General features: G+C 41.1%; 16 protein-coding genes and 1 other annotated feature. Of the genes, 12 read left to right on the forward strand and 4 right to left on the reverse strand.

The window, feature by feature from the left end:
• Nucleotides 1-5 precede the first annotated feature (5 nt).
• Nucleotides 6-1,172, reverse strand: coding sequence for an IS30-like element ISSmi1 family transposase (locus SMI_RS04975; protein ID WP_000163000.1), 1,167 nt, complete (start codon nt 1,170-1,172; stop codon nt 6-8).
• A gap of 389 nt (nt 1,173-1,561) precedes the next feature.
• The gene (locus SMI_RS04980; RefSeq protein WP_000163009.1) at nt 1,562-2,728 is read right to left on the reverse strand and encodes an IS30-like element ISSmi1 family transposase; all 1,167 of its coding nucleotides are present in this window, start codon (nt 2,726-2,728) and stop codon (nt 1,562-1,564) included.
• A gap of 170 nt (nt 2,729-2,898) precedes the next feature.
• Nucleotides 2,899-3,116: a binding site (T-box leader), on the forward strand.
• A 111-nt stretch (nt 3,117-3,227) separates the two neighbouring features.
• Here SMI_RS04980 and trpX point away from each other — a divergent pair.
• The 12 genes from trpX (at nt 3,228) to SMI_RS10560 (ending at nt 13,665) form a co-directional block, all read left to right on the forward strand.
• A complete protein-coding gene (trpX, locus tag SMI_RS04985) occupies nt 3,228-4,223 on the forward strand; it encodes a tryptophan ABC transporter substrate-binding protein (RefSeq protein WP_000792147.1) in 996 nt (331 codons plus the stop codon).
• A 75-nt stretch (nt 4,224-4,298) separates the two neighbouring features.
• The gene (locus SMI_RS04990; RefSeq protein ID WP_004234420.1) at nt 4,299-5,165 is read left to right on the forward strand and encodes an ABC transporter permease; all 867 of its coding nucleotides are present in this window, start codon (nt 4,299-4,301) and stop codon (nt 5,163-5,165) included.
• Nucleotides 5,162-5,920 (forward strand): ABC transporter ATP-binding protein, encoded by a 759-nt coding sequence (locus tag SMI_RS04995; protein WP_000125436.1) that lies wholly within the window; start codon nt 5,162-5,164, stop codon nt 5,918-5,920. Before SMI_RS04990 ends, SMI_RS04995 begins: the two co-directional genes overlap by 4 nt.
• A gap of 89 nt (nt 5,921-6,009) precedes the next feature.
• Complete coding sequence (gene dnaG / locus SMI_RS05000; RefSeq protein WP_000227876.1) at nt 6,010-7,770, forward strand: DNA primase; 1,761 nt, start codon at nt 6,010-6,012, stop codon at nt 7,768-7,770.
• A gap of 2 nt (nt 7,771-7,772) precedes the next feature.
• On the forward strand, nt 7,773-8,882 hold the full coding sequence (rpoD, locus tag SMI_RS05005; RefSeq protein WP_000201904.1) for an RNA polymerase sigma factor RpoD: 1,110 nt from the start codon (nt 7,773-7,775) through the stop codon (nt 8,880-8,882).
• 14 nt (nt 8,883-8,896) lie between these two features.
• Nucleotides 8,897-9,226, forward strand: coding sequence for a metal-sulfur cluster assembly factor (locus SMI_RS05010; protein WP_000331925.1), 330 nt, complete (start codon nt 8,897-8,899; stop codon nt 9,224-9,226).
• Nucleotides 9,227-9,340: 114 nt separating this feature from the next.
• Entirely contained in the window at nt 9,341-10,384 is a 1,044-nt protein-coding gene (gene cpoA / locus SMI_RS05015; protein WP_000412285.1) for an alpha-galactosylglucosyldiacylglycerol synthase, read from the forward strand.
• Between the two features lie 15 nt (nt 10,385-10,399).
• Nucleotides 10,400-11,725: a glycosyltransferase family 4 protein gene (locus SMI_RS05020; RefSeq protein ID WP_001219424.1), complete on the forward strand. Its 1,326-nt coding sequence runs from the start codon at nt 10,400-10,402 to the stop codon at nt 11,723-11,725.
• A 28-nt stretch (nt 11,726-11,753) separates the two neighbouring features.
• Nucleotides 11,754-11,930, forward strand: a complete 177-nt coding sequence (locus SMI_RS05025; RefSeq protein ID WP_001256240.1) for a PspC domain-containing protein — start codon at nt 11,754-11,756, stop codon at nt 11,928-11,930.
• Nucleotides 11,931-11,988: 58 nt separating this feature from the next.
• Nucleotides 11,989-12,123 carry a DUF4044 domain-containing protein gene (locus SMI_RS05030; protein ID WP_000863857.1) on the forward strand — a complete coding sequence of 45 codons (135 nt, stop codon included), beginning with the start codon at nt 11,989-11,991 and terminating at the stop codon, nt 12,121-12,123.
• Nucleotides 12,124-12,186: 63 nt separating this feature from the next.
• Nucleotides 12,187-13,497: a GTPase ObgE gene (obgE, locus tag SMI_RS05035; RefSeq protein ID WP_012972508.1), complete on the forward strand. Its 1,311-nt coding sequence runs from the start codon at nt 12,187-12,189 to the stop codon at nt 13,495-13,497.
• Nucleotides 13,498-13,506: 9 nt separating this feature from the next.
• The gene (locus SMI_RS10560; protein WP_001808548.1) at nt 13,507-13,665 is read left to right on the forward strand and encodes a hypothetical protein; all 159 of its coding nucleotides are present in this window, start codon (nt 13,507-13,509) and stop codon (nt 13,663-13,665) included.
• 43 nt (nt 13,666-13,708) lie between these two features.
• On the opposite strand, the gene SMI_RS05040 is transcribed toward SMI_RS10560, so the two are convergent.
• Together SMI_RS05040 and SMI_RS05045 are read right to left on the reverse strand one after the other, a co-directional pair.
• A complete protein-coding gene (locus SMI_RS05040; protein ID WP_001043026.1) occupies nt 13,709-14,179 on the reverse strand; it encodes an arginine repressor in 471 nt (156 codons plus the stop codon).
• 459 nt (nt 14,180-14,638) lie between these two features.
• The gene (locus tag SMI_RS05045) at nt 14,639-16,921 is read right to left on the reverse strand and encodes a Xaa-Pro dipeptidyl-peptidase (protein ID WP_001211994.1); all 2,283 of its coding nucleotides are present in this window, start codon (nt 16,919-16,921) and stop codon (nt 14,639-14,641) included.
• Between the last annotated feature and the right edge of the window lie 149 nt (nt 16,922-17,070).

Genomic DNA, 17,070 nt, shown 5'->3' on the forward strand with positions numbered 1-17,070 from the left:
TCCCTTTATTTCAATAAATCAGGTGATAAGTGTGTGTCTTCTGGTTTGACAAATTGGCAACCCAGAAGAGCAGCGATGTCCTCGCCAAAGGTGAAGGTGAAGACGTCGTAAGCAGATTTTCCTTGAAACTCTTCTCGTTTCAAGGAATTGACATGGGAAATGACTAGATTGACGTCTTTCTGAGTCAGCTGGTCAAAGGAAGTGCCCTTGGGAAGAATGGCTCGCAAAACCGTATGGTTCTTCTCAATCCGCCCCTTCTGGTCAGGACGGCTAGGGTCGCAGAAGTAGAGGTGAGACTTCCCATCAATGTCTCGCTCAAGCTCCTCCACATAGGCGAACTCAGATCCGTTGTCTGTGAGAATGACAGGGAACAGCTGATGGAACGCACACCCTCCGTCCATGACTCTTTCTTTCAAAGCTGCGAATTTAGTGGCGACCTCCAGAGCGGTCTTGTTGTTCAAAAGCAGGGCGAAGAGGAAGTTGCAGAAGGAAACGTTGAAGGTGAGCAGTAGCTTTCCACCAGGTCTGCCGATGACCGTGTCCATTTCCAACCATTTGAAGAAATCATCTGTTTCTCGTAACTCTTGGAAATCTTGATAGGTCCGCCCAATTTTCAGCTCTTTAGGAATAGCTACTTTTCTGGATTTTCTGCGTTCCTTGAACGTGACCATCCGAGGGAAATCAATGGGCTTGGCTGTCAGATAGCCCAGCTTGGCATGCCGATACACCGTAGCTTTCGACACAGGTAGGTTATGTGTCTGAATGATATGGTAGATGCTTTGTTTCTTCTGGATGCCTAGGGTTAAGATCTTGTCCATCTGATAAAAACTTTCCTTGTTTAGGGGAATGCCCTGTCTGGATTCCCTCAACATAGTCTCGTACTGCTCCTGTGCCTTTTTCGCGTAGTAAAGATAGTGGTTAAACCCACAATCCGTCCTCTTTTTTGGACAGTTGTTACAGACATAAGGAGCTTTTTTGAGAAGAGGGCAATCCGTGCAATCAGATTTGACGGATGTTGGATGCATGATGCGATTGCGCTTGATTTCCTTTGAAATCGTTGACGGGTCTTTCCCCATCTTCTCAGCGATGGAACGGAAAGTCTCCTGTTGGCTGATTCCAGTTTGGATGTCAATACGGTCTTCTAGAGTGAGATGTTTTTGTTTTTTCGTCATGAGGTACCTCCTCACGAAAAGTCTCAGACTTAATTCTAGCATAATTCATCGTCTGAGACTAACTTCCAGTTTTGGGAGAGAGATGGAAGTTACTTTGAGAAGTTACGGTTTTTAATTATTGGTAACTTCTAAAACTAACTTCCAGTTTCCCACAACCTAGCTTTTAGTATGAGAAAAACGCGTGAAATCAGTGGAAATCCGTCTTAGACTAACTTCCACTGGTTTTCTTTTTCTTGATATATAAGGGTTCAAAAGCGAAAAGACTCAGAAAAAAGTGCACGACAAATAGCCCTAAAACAGAGTCGTCTTAGAGTAAATTCCAGTTGCTAGCGTTTAGTGTGAGACTTTTCGATGGTGATAAGATGTGTAGTTAGAGGGGAAAATTCCCTTTATTTCAATAAATCAGGTGATAGGTGTGTGTCTTCTGGTTTGACAAATTGGCAACCCAGAAGAGCAGCGATGTCCTCGCCAAAGGTGAAGGTGAAGATGTCGTAAGCAGATTTTCCTTGAAACTCTTCTCGTTTCAAGGAATTGACATGGGAAATGACTAGATTGACGTCTTTCTGAGTCAGCTGGTCAAAGGAAGTGCCCTTGGGAAGAATGGCTCGCAAAACCGTATGGTTCTTCTCAATCCGCCCCTTCTGGTCAGGACGGCTAGGGTCGCAGAAGTAGAGGTGAGACTTCCCATCAATGTCTCGCTCAAGCTCCTCCACATAGGCGAACTCAGATCCGTTGTCTGTGAGAATGACAGGGAACAGCTGATGGAACGCACACCCTCCGTCCATGACTCTTTCTTTCAAAGCTGCGAATTTAGTGGCGACCTCCAGAGCGGTCTTGTTGTTCAAAAGCAAGGCGAAGAGGAAATTACAGAAGGAAACGTTGAAGGTGAGCAGTAGCTTTCCACCAGGTCTGCCGATGACCGTGTCCATTTCCAACCATTTGAAGAAATCATCAGTTTCTCGTAACTCTTGGAAATCTTGATAGGTCCGCCCAATTTTCAGCTCTTTGGGAATAGCTACTTTTCTGGATTTTCTGCGTTCCTTGAACGTGACCATCCGAGGGAAATCAATGGGCTTGGCTGTCAGATAGCCCAGCTTGGCATGCCGATACACCGTAGCTTTCGACACAGGTAGGTTATGTGTCTGAATGATATGGTAGATGCTTTGTTTCTTCTGGATGCCTTGGGTTAAGACCTTGTCCATCTGATAAAAACTTTCCTTGTTTAGGGGAATTCCCTGTCTGGATTCCCTCAACATAGTCTCGTACTGCTCCTGTGCCTTTTTCGCGTAGTAAAGATAGCGGTTAAACCCACAATCCGTCCTCTTTTTTGGACAGTTGTTACAGACATAAGGAGCTTTTTTGAGAAGAGGGCAATCCGTGCAATCAGATTTGACGGATGTTGGATGCATGATGCGATTGCGCTTGATTTCCTTTGAAATCGTTGACGGGTCTTTCCCCATCTTCTCAGCGATGGAACGGAAAGTCTCCTGTTGGCTGATTCCAGTTTGGATGTCAATACGGTCTTCTAGAGTGAGATGTTTTTGTTTTTTCGTCATGAGGTACCTCCTCACGAAAAGTCTCAGACTTAATTCTAGCATAATTCATCGTCTGAGACTAACTTCCAGTTTTGGGAGAGAGATGGAAGTTACTTTGAGAAGTTACGGTTTTTAATTATTTCAAAAAAATTTTCAAAGAGTCTTGACAAGTAGTTGAAAAATGATATAATTTAACCATTCAGAAAAGTAATCATATAAACTTTTTAGAGAGTCTGTGGTAGCTGAAAACAGATAAGTGCTGATGATGAAAATTGGGCTGAATGTTATTTAGAATTTGAAATCATAAAAATTCGGTGAGCACACCTTACAGTGCATCTCGTTATTGCGAGACAGAGCGATAGGGAAATTCCCTATAATTGAGGTGGTACCGCGCATCGACGTCCTCACACAAGTTTTTTGTGTGAGGACTTTTTTAATGGAGGTTAGTATGGAAAGAAGACGATGGCGTCGCTTGTTTAGATAAGTGAAGTATTTTAAAGGAATAAAAAGGAGAAATAGAATGAAAAATAAACGTTTAATTGGAATTATCGCTGCCTTAGCAGTCTTAGTAGCAGGAAGTTTGATTTACTCTTCAATGAATAAACCAGAAGCTAAAAATGAAAAGAAAGTTGCCAAAGTTGGTGTCCTTCAGTTTGTGAGCCATCCCTCTCTTGACTTAATTTATAAAGGGATTCAAGATGGACTTGCAGAAGAAGGTTATAAAGATGATCAGTTGAAAATTGACTTTATGAACTCAGAAGGCGACCAAAGTAAGGTTGCGACAATGAGTAAACAATTGGTTGCAAATGGGAATGACCTTGTGGTTGGTATTGCAACACCAGCTGCTCAAGGTTTGGCTAGTGCCACAAAAGACCTACCGGTTATCATGGCCGCTATTACTGACCCAATCGGTGCTAACTTGGTCAAAGATTTGAAAAAACCAGGTGGCAACATCACAGGGGTATCTGACCACAATCCAGCTCAACAACAAGTTGAACTCATCAAGGCTCTTACACCAAATGTGAAAACAATCGGAGCTCTTTACTCAAGCAGCGAAGACAATTCAAAAACTCAAGTCGAAGAATTTAAGGATTATGCTGAAAAAGCAGGTTTGACAGTGGAAACATTTGCAGTTCCTTCAACAAATGAAATTGCTTCAACAGTTAATGTTATGACTAGCAAGGTCGATGCTATCTGGGTTCCAATCGATAACACAATTGCTTCAGCCTTCTCAACAGTTGTATCAAGTAATCAATCAGCTAAAAAACCAATCTACCCAAGTGCAACTGCCATGGTAGAATCAGGTGGGTTGGCATCCGTTGTAGTTGACCAACATGACCTTGGTGTGGCAACAGGTAAAATGATTGCGCAAGTTTTGAAAGGTGCAAAACCAGCTGATACTCCAGTCAATGTCTTTTCAACTGGTAAGTCAGTGATCAATAAAAAATTGGCACAAGAACTAGGTATTACTATTCCTGAATCTGTTCTAAAAGAAGCAGGACAAGTAATCGAATAATCTACAATGGAGGAGTTGGGGACATCTCCTCCAATTTTTTACAATAGAAATCAGATAGAAAAGGTTAAGAAACAGATGATATTATCTATTATTTCTCAAGGATTTGTCTGGGCTATTCTAGGTCTGGGAATCTTTATGACATTTAGGATTTTAAACTTTCCAGATATGACCACAGAAGGTTCCTTTCCTCTGGGTGGAGCCGTTGCTGTCACTTTGATAACCAAAGGCGTGAATCCATTTTTAGCGACACTTGTTGCTGTAGGGGCAGGTTGTTTGGCTGGAATGGCAGCAGGACTTCTTTATACAAAAGGGAAGATCCCAACCTTGCTCTCAGGGATTTTGGTGATGACTTCCTGTCACTCTATCATGCTCTTGATTATGGGACGTGCCAATTTAGGCTTGCTTGGAACTAAGCAAATTCAGGATGTTTTGCCTTTTGATTCGGATTTGAATCAACTCCTGACAGGTCTTATCTTTGTCAGTCTTGTTATTGCTCTCATGCTCTTTTTCTTGGATACCAAACTCGGACAGGCCTATATTGCTACAGGTGACAATCCTGATATGGCTAGAAGTTTCGGGATTCATACTGGACGCATGGAGCTCATGGGATTGGTCTTATCAAATGGTGTGATTGCCCTTGCAGGAGCTCTTATTGCCCAGCAAGAAGGTTATGCCGATGTATCTCGAGGAATCGGAGTTATCGTTGTGGGGCTTGCAAGTTTGATTATTGGAGAAGTTATCTTCAAGAGTTTGAGCTTAGCAGAGCGTCTAGTTACTATCGTTGTAGGTTCTATTGCCTATCAATTTTTAGTATGGGCAGTTATCGCGCTTGGCTTTAATACAAGTTACCTTCGTTTATACAGTGCCGTGATTTTGGCAGTCTGCCTCATGATTCCAACATTTAAGCAAACAATCTTGAAAGGAGCCAAATTAAGCAAATGACAGCAATTGTAGAATTAAAAAATGCAACCAAAGTCGTTAAAAATGGCTTTGATGAAGAAAAGATTATCTTAAATGATGTTTCCTTAGAAATTTTTGAACAGGATTTCATCACGATTTTAGGTGGAAATGGCGCTGGGAAATCAACTCTCTTTAACACTATTGCAGGAACCTTGTCATTAACCAGTGGAACCATCCGTATTTTGGGTGAAGATGTTACCAAGTTTTCACCAGAGAAGCGGGCTAAGTATCTGTCTCGAGTCTTCCAAGATCCAAAGATGGGAACAGCTCCTCGTATGACGGTGGCTGAAAATCTTTTGATTGCCAAGTTTCGTGGTGAAAAGCGTGGACTGTTTCCGAGACGTCTGGCTAGCTATAAGGATGAGTTTCAGGCAACTATTGAAAAAGTGGGAAACGGTCTTGAGAAACACTTGAATACACCGATTGAGTTCTTATCCGGTGGACAAAGACAGGCCTTGAGTCTCTTAATGGCAACCTTGAAGCGTCCTGAATTACTCTTGTTAGACGAGCATACTGCAGCCCTTGATCCAAAGACCAGTGTGGCCTTAATGGAATTGACAGATGAATTTGTCAAGAAAGATCATCTGACAGCGCTTATGATTACCCACCATATGGAAGATGCTCTCAAATATGGCAATCGATTAATTGTCATGAAAGAAGGACGAATTATCCAAGATTTGAAACAAGAAGAAAAAGCAAAAATGAAAATCTCTGATTATTATCAACTCTTTGAATAAAGTAGGGAAAATGAGTGAAATGGTTTACTTTTTTTCTGAAATAAAGTATACTATATAAAGTAAACTATGATAACATGGAGGTATTGTGTATGGTTGACAAACAAGTCATTGAAGAAATCAAAAACAATGCCAACATTGTGGAAGTCATAGGAGATGTGATTTCTTTACAAAAGGCAGGACGGAACTATCTAGGGCTCTGTCCTTTTCATGGTGAAAAAACACCTTCTTTCAACGTTGTAGAGGACAAGCAGTTTTACCACTGTTTTGGTTGTGGTCGCTCAGGTGATGTCTTTAAGTTCATCGAGGAGTACCAAGGTGTTCCCTTTATGGAGGCTGTCCAAATCTTAGGTCAGCGTGTCGGGATAGAGGTGGAAAAACCGCTTTATAGTGAACAGAAGCAAATTTCGCCTCACCAAGCTCTTTATGATATGCACGAAGATGCGGCTAAATTTTATCATGCTATTCTCATGACAACGACCATGGGGGAAGAGGCTAGAAACTACCTTTATCAGCGTGGTTTGACAGATGAAGTGCTCAAGCATTTTCGGATTGGTTTGGCACCTCCAGAACGCAACTATCTCTTTCAACGTTTGTCTGGTCAGTATCGTGAAGAGGATTTCCTAGATTCAGGACTGTTTTATCTCTCGGATGCCAATCAATTTGTAGACACCTTTCATAATCGCATTATGTTTCCTCTGACAAATGACCAAGGAAAGGTGCTTGCCTTCTCAGGTCGTATCTGGCAGAAAACGGATTCACAAACTTCTAAGTATAAAAATAGCCGATCGACTGCAATTTTTAACAAAAGTTACGAATTATATCATATGGATAGGGCTAAAAAATCTTCTGGAAAAGCCAGTGAGATTTACCTGATGGAAGGGTTTATGGATGTCATTGCAGCCTATCGGGCTGGAATCGAAAACGCTGTCGCATCTATGGGAACAGCCTTGAGTCGAGAGCATGTTGAGCATCTGAAAAGGCTAACTAAGAAGTTGGTTCTTGTTTACGATGGCGATAAGGCTGGGCAAGCTGCGACATTGAAAGCGCTGGACGAAATTGGTGATATGCCTGTGCAAATCGTCAGCATGCCTGATAACTTGGATCCGGATGAGTATCTACAAAAAAATGGACCAGAAGACTTGGCCTATCTATTAACGAAAACTCGTATTAGTCCGATTGAGTTCTACATTCACCAGTATAAGCCTGAAAATAGTGAAAATTTGCAGGCACAGATTGAGTTTATTGAAAAAATAGCTCCCTTGATTGTTCAAGAAAAGTCCATTACCGCTCAAAACAGCTATATTCATATTTTAGCTGACAGTCTGGCGTCCTTTGATTATGTCCAGATTGAGCAGATTGTGAATGAGAGTCGTCAGGCACAAAGGCAGAATCGCATGGAAGGAATTTCCAGACCAACGCAAATCACTATGCCTGTCACCAAGCAGTTATCAGCTATTATGAGAGCAGAAGCCCATCTACTCTATCGGATGATGGAATCCCCTCTTGTTTTGAACGATTACCGTTTGCGAGAAGACTTTGCATTTGCCACACCTGAATTTCAGGTCTTATATGACCTGCTTGGCCAGTATGGAAATCTTCCTCCAGAAGTTTTAGCAGAACAGACAGAGGAAGTTGAAAGAGCTTGGTACCAAGTCTTAGCTCAGGATTTGCCTGCTGAGATGTCGCCGCAGGAACTTAGTGAAGTAGAAATGACTCGAAACAAGGCTCTCTTGAATCAGGACAATATGAGAATTAAAAAGAAGGTGCAGGAAGCTAGCCGTGTAGGAGATACCGATACAGCCTTAGAAGAATTAGAACGTTTAATTTCCCAAAAGAGAAGAATGGAGTAATAATGGCAACAAAACAAAAAGAAGTAACAACATTTGACGTACAAGTAGCAGAATTTATCCGTAATCATAAGCAAAAAGGGACAGCAACAGATGATGAAATCAATGCTAGTCTTGTCCTTCCTTTTACCTTGGATGCTGATGGGATTGAGGATCTCTTGCAACGAATTCAGGATGCAGGAATTTCGATCACAGATAACGAAGGAAATCCAAGTGCGCGTGTTCTTAGTGCAGAAGAAGAGCCAGAACTCAGCGATGAGGACTTGATTGGGTCAACTTCGGCTAAGGTTAACGACCCTGTTCGTATGTACTTGAAAGAAATCGGGGTCGTTCCTCTTTTGACCAATGAAGAGGAAAAAGAATTAGCACTAGCTGTTGAAGCTGGTGATATCGAAGCCAAACAACGTCTTGCGGAAGCCAACCTTCGTTTGGTTGTTTCTATTGCTAAACGCTATGTCGGCCGTGGTATGCAGTTCCTTGACTTGATTCAAGAAGGGAACATGGGCTTGATGAAGGCGGTTGACAAGTTTGACTATTCTAAAGGGTTCAAGTTTTCAACTTACGCAACTTGGTGGATTCGTCAGGCTATCACTCGTGCTATTGCGGATCAAGCTCGTACTATCCGTATCCCAGTTCACATGGTTGAAACCATTAATAAATTGGTTCGTGAACAACGTAATCTCCTTCAAGAATATGGGCAAGAACCAACTCCTGAACAAATTGCCGAGAAAATGGATATGACCCCTGACAAGGTTCGTGAAATCTTGAAGATTGCCCAAGAACCAGTATCTCTTGAAACACCAATCGGTGAAGAGGATGATAGTCACCTTGGGGACTTTATCGAAGATGAAGTGATTGAAAATCCAGTGGATTATACAACTCGTATCGTCTTGCGTGAGCAGTTGGATGAGGTCTTGGATACTCTTACAGACCGTGAAGAAAACGTCTTGCGCTTGCGGTTCGGGCTAGATGATGGTAAAATGCGTACCCTTGAAGATGTGGGTAAAGTCTTTAACGTGACTCGCGAGCGTATCCGTCAGATTGAAGCTAAAGCTTTGAGAAAACTACGCCAACCAAGTCGCAGCAAACCGCTTCGTGATTTTATTGAAGACTAAGAGTGAGGATGAATATGGCTTATACAGAAGAGCAAATTGAAAATATCAAAACACGAATTTTATCAGCCTTGGAAGAAGTTATTGACCCTGAGTTGGGAATCGATATTGTCAATCTTGGTTTAATCTATGAGATTCGTTTTGATGGCGATACAGGACAAACAGAGATTGATATGACTTTGACAACTATGGGTTGTCCCCTAGCAGACCTTTTGACAGATCAGATTTATGATGCCATGACAGAGGTGCCAGAAGTAACGGATACTGAAGTCAAATTAGTTTGGTATCCAGCCTGGACTGTTGAAAAAATGAGTCGCTATGCACGCATTGCCCTAGGCATTAAGTAAACAAATAAAAGCATGTGAGAGACCATTGGAAAAGATAGGAAATTTCCCTTCTTTTCCTCTAGACTCTCCTTTCTTTTGCTGATTTTATTCAAAGAAAATGATATAATAGTAGTTATGGAAAAAAAGAAATTACGCATCAATATGTTGAGTTCAAGTGAGAAAGTAGCAGGACAAGGAGTTTCAGGTGCCTATCGTGAATTAGTTCGCCTTCTTCACCGTGATGCCAAGGACCAATTGATTGTTACAGAAAATCTTCCAATCGAGGCAGATGTGACTCACTTTCATACAATTGATTTCCCCTATTATTTATCAACCTTCCAAAAGAAACGCTCAGGGAGAAAGATTGGCTATGTCCATTTCTTACCTGATACACTTGAGGGAAGTTTGAAAATTCCATTTTTCTTAAAGGGAATTGTGAAACGCTATGTATTTTCTTTTTACAACCGGATGGAGCACTTGGTTGTGGTAAACCCGATGTTTATTGAGGATTTGGTGGCAGCTGGTATTCCACGTGAAAAAGTGACTTATATTCCTAACTTTGTCAACAAGGAAAAATGGCATCCTCTACCACAAGAAGAGATAGTCAGACTGCGAGCAGAGCTAGGTCTTAGTGACAATCAGTTTATCGTAGTAGGTGCTGGTCAAGTTCAGAAACGTAAAGGGATTGATGACTTTATCCGTCTGGCTGAGGAATTGCCTCAGATTACCTTTATCTGGGCTGGTGGTTTCTCTTTTGGTGGTATGACAGATGGTTATGAACGCTACAAGAAAATGATGGAAAATCCTCCTAAAAATTTGATTTTTCCAGGTATTGTATCGCCAGAGCGGATGCGCGAATTGTATGCCCTAGCGGATCTTTTCTTGCTTCCTAGTTACAATGAGCTCTTTCCGATGACGATTTTAGAGGCTGCCAGTTGTGAAGCTCCTATTATGTTGCGTGATTTGGATCTTTATAAGGTGATTTTAGAGGGGAATTATCGGGCGACAGCAGATATAGAAGAGATGAAAGAAGCTATTTTGGAATATCAAGCAAATCCTGCTGCCTTAAAGGACCTCAAAGAAAAGGCTAAGAATATTTCCAGAGAGTATTCTGAAGAGCATCTGTTACAAATCTGGTTGGACTTTTATGAGAAACAAGCCGTTTTAGGGAGAAAGTAAAAAGTGAGGTAATCTATGCGAATTGGTTTATTTACAGATACCTATTTTCCTCAGGTTTCAGGTGTAGCGACCAGTATTCGAACCTTGAAAACAGAACTTGAAAAACAGGGACATGCTGTTTTTATCTTTACGACGACAGATAAGGATGTCAATCGCTACGAAGATTGGCAAATTATCCGCATTCCAAGTGTTCCTTTTTTTGCTTTTAAAGATCGCCGCTTTGCCTATCGAGGCTTTAGCAAGGCGCTTGAAATTGCCAAGCAGTATCAGCTAGATATTATCCATACCCAGACAGAATTTTCTCTTGGCTTGTTGGGGATTTGGATTGCGCGTGAATTGAAAATTCCCGTTATACATACCTATCACACCCAGTACGAAGACTATGTGCATTATATTGCCAAGGGGATGCTGATTCGTCCGAGTATGGTCAAGTATCTGGTTAGAGGTTTCTTGCATGATGTGGATGGGGTGATTTGCCCGAGTGAGATTGTCCGTGATTTGCTATCTGATTATAAGGTCAAGGTCGAAAAACGGGTCATTCCAACCGGGATTGAATTAGCCAAGTTTGAGCGTCCAGAAATCAAGCAGGAAAACCTGAAAGAACTGCGTAGTAAACTAGGGATTCAAGATGATGAAAAGATGTTGCTTAGTCTTTCCAGAATTTCCTATGAAAAAAATATTCAAGCAGTATTAGCAGCCTTTTCAGAAGTTCTGAAAGAAGAAGATAAGGTCAAACTAGTGGTAGCTGGGGATGGTCCTTATCTGGATGACCTCAAAGAGCAAGCCAAGAAACTAGAGATTCAAGACTCTGTTGTCTTTACAGGGATGATTGCTCCTAGTGAGACAGCTCTTTACTATAAGGCGGCGGATTTCTTCATCTCGGCATCGACAAGTGAAACCCAAGGCTTGACCTACTTGGAAAGCTTAGCTAGTGGAACGCCTGTCATTGCTCATGGAAATCCGTATCTGGACAATCTTATTAGTGATAAAATGTTTGGAACCTTGTACTATGGAGAGCATGATTTGGCTGGAGCTATTTTAGAGGCCTTGATTGCAACGCCAGATATGAATGAGCATACCTTATCAGAGAAATTATATGAGATTTCAGCTGAGAATTTTGGAAAACGGGTGCATGAGTTTTATCTTGATGCTATTATTTCAAATAATTTCGATAAAGATTTAGCTAAAGATGATACGGTTAGTCAGCGTATCTTTAAAACTGTTTTGTATCTTCCGCAAAAGGTGGTCGCTGTACCCGTAAAAGGCTCTAGACGGATGCTGAGGGCATCAAGAACACAGTTGATTAACATGAGAGACTATTGGACAGACAGTGAAGAATAGAAAGAGGAACAGCTATGAAAAACAATTAATGAGAAGTGGTCATGATAAAAAGATTGCTGGTGTTTGTGCTGGGGTAGCCCATTATTTTGATATGGATCCTACTATTGTTCGTGTAATATGGGGTGTTCTTGCTTTTGGTTATGGAGCTAGAATTGTAGCCTATATCATTTTATGGATGATTGCACCAGTAGCAACTGACTATTGAAAACTAGCTCAATTCATGCTAAGATAATAGAAAATAGAATGTAACGAAGGAGAGAAAAATGGCATTTGGAGATAATGGAAATCGTAAAAAAACTATGTTTGAGAAAATAACCTTGTTTATCGTGATTATCATGCTAATAGCAAGTTTATTGGGAATTTTTGCAACTGCAATTGGTGCCCTCAGTAATCTATAAAATAGATTCAAGAAAATTTAGTGACTGGGATTTCCCAGCCCTTTTTTAAAGTGAGAAGAAATAATGAGTATGTTTTTAGATACAGCTAATATCAAGGTCAAGGCTGGTAATGGTGGTGATGGCATGGTTGCCTTTCGCCGTGAAAAATATGTCCCTAATGGCGGTCCTTGGGGCGGTGATGGTGGTCGTGGAGGCAATGTGGTCTTCGTTGTAGACGAAGGACTACGTACCCTCATGGATTTCCGTTATAACCGTCATTTCAAGGCTAATTCTGGGGAAAAAGGAATGACCAAAGGGATGCATGGTCGTGGTGCTGAGGACCTTAGAGTTCGAGTACCACAAGGTACGACTGTTCGTGATGCGGAGACTGGCAAGGTCTTGACAGATTTGATTGAACACGGGCAAGAATTTATCGTTGCCCACGGTGGTCGTGGTGGACGTGGAAATATTCGTTTCGCGACACCAAAAAATCCTGCACCTGAAATCTCTGAAAATGGAGAACCAGGTCAGGAACGTGAGTTACAATTGGAACTTAAAATCCTTGCGGATGTTGGTTTAGTGGGTTTCCCATCTGTAGGGAAATCAACCCTTTTAAGTGTTATTACCTCAGCTAAACCTAAAATTGGTGCCTACCACTTTACGACTATTGTGCCAAATCTAGGTATGGTTCGCACCCAATCAGGTGAATCCTTTGCAGTAGCTGACTTGCCAGGTTTGATTGAAGGGGCTAGTCAAGGTGTTGGTTTGGGAACTCAGTTCCTCCGTCATATTGAGCGTACCCGTGTCATCCTTCATATCATTGATATGTCAGCTAGCGAAGGTCGTGATCCTTATGAGGATTATCTTGCCATTAACAAGGAGTTGGAGTCATACAATCTTCGTCTCATGGAGCGTCCACAGATTATTGTAGCCAATAAGATGGATATGCCTGAGAGTCAGGAAAATCTTGAAGAATTCAAGAAGAAATTGGCTGAAAACTACGATGAATTTGAAGAGTTACCAGCTATCTTCCCAATTTCTGGTTTGACTAAGCAAGGTCTGGCTACGCTTTTGGATGCTACAGCTGAATTGTTAGACAAGACACCAGAATTCTTGCTCTACGACGAGTCAGATATGGAAGAAGAAGCTTACTACGGCTTTGACGAGGAAGAAAAAGCTTTTGAAATTAGTCGTGATGACGATGCTACATGGGTGCTTTCTGGTGCAAAACTCATGAAACTCTTTAATATGACCAACTTTGATCGTGATGAATCTGTCATGAAATTTGCCCGTCAGCTTCGTGGTATGGGAGTTGATGAAGCCCTTCGTGCGCGTGGAGCTAAAGATGGTGACTTGGTCCGAATTGGTAAATTTGAGTTTGAATTTGTAGACTAGGAGACTGGTATGGGAGATAAACCGATATCTTTCCGAGATGCGGATGGCAACTTTGTTTCCGCTGCAGACGTTTGGAATGAAAAGAAATTGGAAGAACTATTTAATCGTCTCAATCCAAATCGTGCCCTGAGATTGGCACGAACTAAAAAAGAAAATCCATCTCAGTAAAGAATATAAGAAAATTCCGTGCCACATGAGACACGGAATTTTGTTATTCTTCAAAGAAAAATGGTGGAGCGAATTTTTTCAATTCTTCAAAGCATTTTTGAGCAGCTTCTGCATCTTCACAGATGACAAGACAGACATCATCGCCACAGAGGGTAGCGATAGCGTCAGGGAAGCTCAAAGCATCAATGATAGAACCAAAGGATTGAGCAAGTCCAGGAAGGGTTTTTAGTAGGACTTGGTGTTGAACTGGGCGCATCAAGACAAGAGCATCTTCCATGTAAATTTCGAGACGTTTCTCCCATTTTGAGATAGAACCTGTATTGAGCACGTAGTAAGAGTTGTCTTCTTCTCGTACTTTTGAGAGGTTCATGCTTTTAATATCTCTCGAAAGTGTAGCTTGTGTAACTTGAATATCATTATCGGCAAGAAGAGCTTGTAGCTCAGCTTGAGTATGAATCTTGTTTTTCGTTACAAGAGCTCGTATGAGCTGATGTCGGTGTTCAGATTTATTCATAAAATATTACTCCTTGTACTAGGTACAGAAAGCGAGGACTGAACGAGATCGTCAGTCGAGTGGTAAGCGGTATTGTCACGTATGATGATTTTAAAGTCAGTAGTATACAGAACTATACGGAGAAAATCTCCTTCTTTTAATTTGTCACTAGTTGGGTGGAGATGAATAGGCTTTATATCTGTTGTGTTCTTTACTGACAGTAAATCATTCCATTAGGGTAGCCTTTTGTCACGACTTGTTGTAAATTTATGATTAATGTTAATTCACAGAGATTTTCCAACATGTAGTGTGGTAGCGTGTATGATAGAGGGTTACACATGTTGGTTAGGGTCTTAGTATCTTTTCTCCAAGCTCCCGTGTAGACTGATCATAAGTCTATATAGGGATTGCATTTGATACCAAGTGTATGTTTCGTTAGACTATTCAATTGGAAATCTTCCATATTGAAAGTCTGATATATTATACCTTTTGACAAGGTAGGATAAGAGTAGACTGTTCAAGATCAACAGTCAGGTGGTAAGCGGTATTGTCACGGATTGTGATTTCAAAGTCAGTAGTATAGAGGACTAAACGAAGAGTATCTCCTTCTTTTAACTTGTAAATAGTTGGTTGCAGTTCAAATTGCACATCCATCCATTCATCTGCAGTAATATCCTCTACTAACAGTAAATCATTTCTATTTTGCAAATTGAAATAGCCTTTTGTCACGACGCGTTGTGCATTTTCACGAAAAGGCAATTCACAGAGATTTTCCAACATGTAGTAGCGACCGTTGTCAATGGTTCTAGAACTTAAAATAGCTGGATAAGGTTGTAGGTATTTCCTCTGTCCAAATTCTAGCAGTTGGGCAGATAAGAGCCCCTTATTTGTACTGGATTTGATACGTAGATTGAGCTGAGCATGACCGTTCAAGTGAAGGTCTTTGGTTACAGGAAGGTCAATAGTAATCTGATTGGCTTTCCCTTGATAGAGTTCTGTATTGAAGGTCTGGTAGGTCTTACCATAACGCTCAAAATCCTTATCTGAGTACTGGTTTTGAATAACTTGCTCTTCTTGACCAAGTGAGAAGGATTCAAAGTTATCTTGCTCACCGAAGGTATCAAGTGATAGCCAAGTCTGAGGAGCTGTATTGTCCTGCCAAATGACAGTAGGAAGTTGAAAATCTGTCTCTTCTCCCAGTAATTTCTTAGTCAATAAGGCGTTCATGGACTCACGGAAGTCAATGGACTGCCAGTTGTTCATGTAAACATGGGCACCATTATGGAAAAAGAGGTGCTTATTGATATGAGCAGGAAGAGCATGGAACATCTGGTAAACATGAAGTGGTTTGACATTCCAATCCTGTGAACCATGGGTAAAGACAACCTCTGCCTTTACTTTATCAGCATTGAGCAGATAGTTTCGGTCATGCCAAAATTGATTGTAGTCACCAGATTTGCGATCTAACTGTTCTTTTACTTTTTCTAAGTCAGCTTGGTGAGCCTCATTACCACGGATATAGTCACCAGCCAAGAGATTACGAGAGTAGGTTAGTTCAGCGAGAGAGTCAAAGTCCTCCCCTGGATATCCACCTGGGCTAGTCACCAGACCGTTTTCACGATAGTAATTGTACCATGAAGAAATGCCTGCCTCGGCAATAATGACTTCTAACCCATCTACACCTGTAGTCGCTAGACCATTGGACATGGTACCTAGATAGGAAAGTCCAGTTGTAGCTACTTTTCCATTTGACCAGTCAGCCTTGACTTGACGCAGGCGTGTGTGGTCAGTGAAGGCACGGCAACGACCATTGAGCCAATCAATGACATTTTTATAGGCCTCGATTTGTTGGTAGTCTCCATTAGTCATGAAACCTGTGGAGTCTTTGGTACCAACACCTGAGACATAGAGATTAGCAAACCCTCGTGGAAGGAAGTAGTCGTTGAGTGTATAGCTAGCGTTGATGTGCGTTAGCTTTTCTTCAGCTTTTGACACTAGCTCAGCTTGACCTTGAGGTTGGACAAGATTTAGTTGAGGCTCCTCTAGCTCAATCTTGTGAGCAGATTTAACCTCAAGCTTACCTTCCATCTTGTAGAGAGCCTTATCACTGGCTTTGTCATTTGTTCCTTGATGATAGGGACTTGCAGTCATGATAGCAGGAATTTGCCCGTCATAACGAGGACGAATAATGCTGACCTTGACTAAGTCTGGTAGCCCTTTTTGGTCAGTATCGACACGAGATTCAACGTAAACGACTTCACGAATGACATCATGGCTAGAAAAAGTAGCCAAACTCTTGCCGTTAAAGTAGTGGTAGTCATTATCCTCAGGAATAAGACCATCACTAACAAGTTGGTCGATAAGAGTATTTCCCTTTTTGGTGCGAGTATTGAGTAACTGATAGAGATTTTCAATCAAGTCACCATATACAATGGGAAAAGCAGTCTCTTTACGAAAAGCATCACTGTCTTCAAAGTCAACCAAGTAAGAAAAGCCTAAGAGTTGAAAGGCTACAGTATAGAAAATATCTGCAGTCAGTTCTTTGTCTGACTGAAAAAATGTCAGTAAGTCAGTTTCTTTATCAACTGCTAAACTGGATAGGGGATAGGTGCTATCTTTGTAATTAAAAAAGAAACGAATAAGAAACTCCTCGAGCATTTTTTTATTTGTAATGTTGACTGGTAAATCAAATCCATACTTTTTTAATTCAAAGATAATTGTATCTATAGGTAGCGCTAAATAGCTGAATTGATTAAAACGCATAAAACCTCCAATAAAATTATACTTGAGATTATTATATCAAAAAAATGGCTAAAAACCAAGATTAATCTCTCCATAAAATAACATGCATTCAGTTATATAGTTTAATATAATGAGTTTTAAAAAAAGAAGAAATTTACTTTTATAAAATA

The sequence above is a fragment of the Streptococcus mitis B6 genome (assembly GCF_000027165.1).
GTDB lineage: Bacteria > Bacillota > Bacilli > Lactobacillales > Streptococcaceae > Streptococcus > Streptococcus mitis_AR.

Coding starts and splice junctions, on each gene's coding strand:
- SMI_RS04975 (WP_000163000.1), bottom strand. CDS start 1,172: ATGACGAAAAAACAAAAACATCTCACTCTAGAAGACCGTATTGACATC.
- SMI_RS04980 (WP_000163009.1), bottom strand. CDS start 2,728: ATGACGAAAAAACAAAAACATCTCACTCTAGAAGACCGTATTGACATC.
- trpX (WP_000792147.1), top strand. CDS start 3,228: ATGAAAAATAAACGTTTAATTGGAATTATCGCTGCCTTAGCAGTCTTA.
- SMI_RS04990 (WP_004234420.1), top strand. CDS start 4,299: ATGATATTATCTATTATTTCTCAAGGATTTGTCTGGGCTATTCTAGGT.
- SMI_RS04995 (WP_000125436.1), top strand. CDS start 5,162: ATGACAGCAATTGTAGAATTAAAAAATGCAACCAAAGTCGTTAAAAAT.
- dnaG (WP_000227876.1), top strand. CDS start 6,010: ATGGTTGACAAACAAGTCATTGAAGAAATCAAAAACAATGCCAACATT.
- rpoD (WP_000201904.1), top strand. CDS start 7,773: ATGGCAACAAAACAAAAAGAAGTAACAACATTTGACGTACAAGTAGCA.
- SMI_RS05010 (WP_000331925.1), top strand. CDS start 8,897: ATGGCTTATACAGAAGAGCAAATTGAAAATATCAAAACACGAATTTTA.
- cpoA (WP_000412285.1), top strand. CDS start 9,341: ATGGAAAAAAAGAAATTACGCATCAATATGTTGAGTTCAAGTGAGAAA.
- SMI_RS05020 (WP_001219424.1), top strand. CDS start 10,400: ATGCGAATTGGTTTATTTACAGATACCTATTTTCCTCAGGTTTCAGGT.
- SMI_RS05025 (WP_001256240.1), top strand. CDS start 11,754: ATGAGAAGTGGTCATGATAAAAAGATTGCTGGTGTTTGTGCTGGGGTA.
- SMI_RS05030 (WP_000863857.1), top strand. CDS start 11,989: ATGGCATTTGGAGATAATGGAAATCGTAAAAAAACTATGTTTGAGAAA.
- obgE (WP_012972508.1), top strand. CDS start 12,187: ATGAGTATGTTTTTAGATACAGCTAATATCAAGGTCAAGGCTGGTAAT.
- SMI_RS10560 (WP_001808548.1), top strand. CDS start 13,507: ATGGGAGATAAACCGATATCTTTCCGAGATGCGGATGGCAACTTTGTT.
- SMI_RS05040 (WP_001043026.1), bottom strand. CDS start 14,179: ATGAATAAATCTGAACACCGACATCAGCTCATACGAGCTCTTGTAACG.
- SMI_RS05045 (WP_001211994.1), bottom strand. CDS start 16,921: ATGCGTTTTAATCAATTCAGCTATTTAGCGCTACCTATAGATACAATT.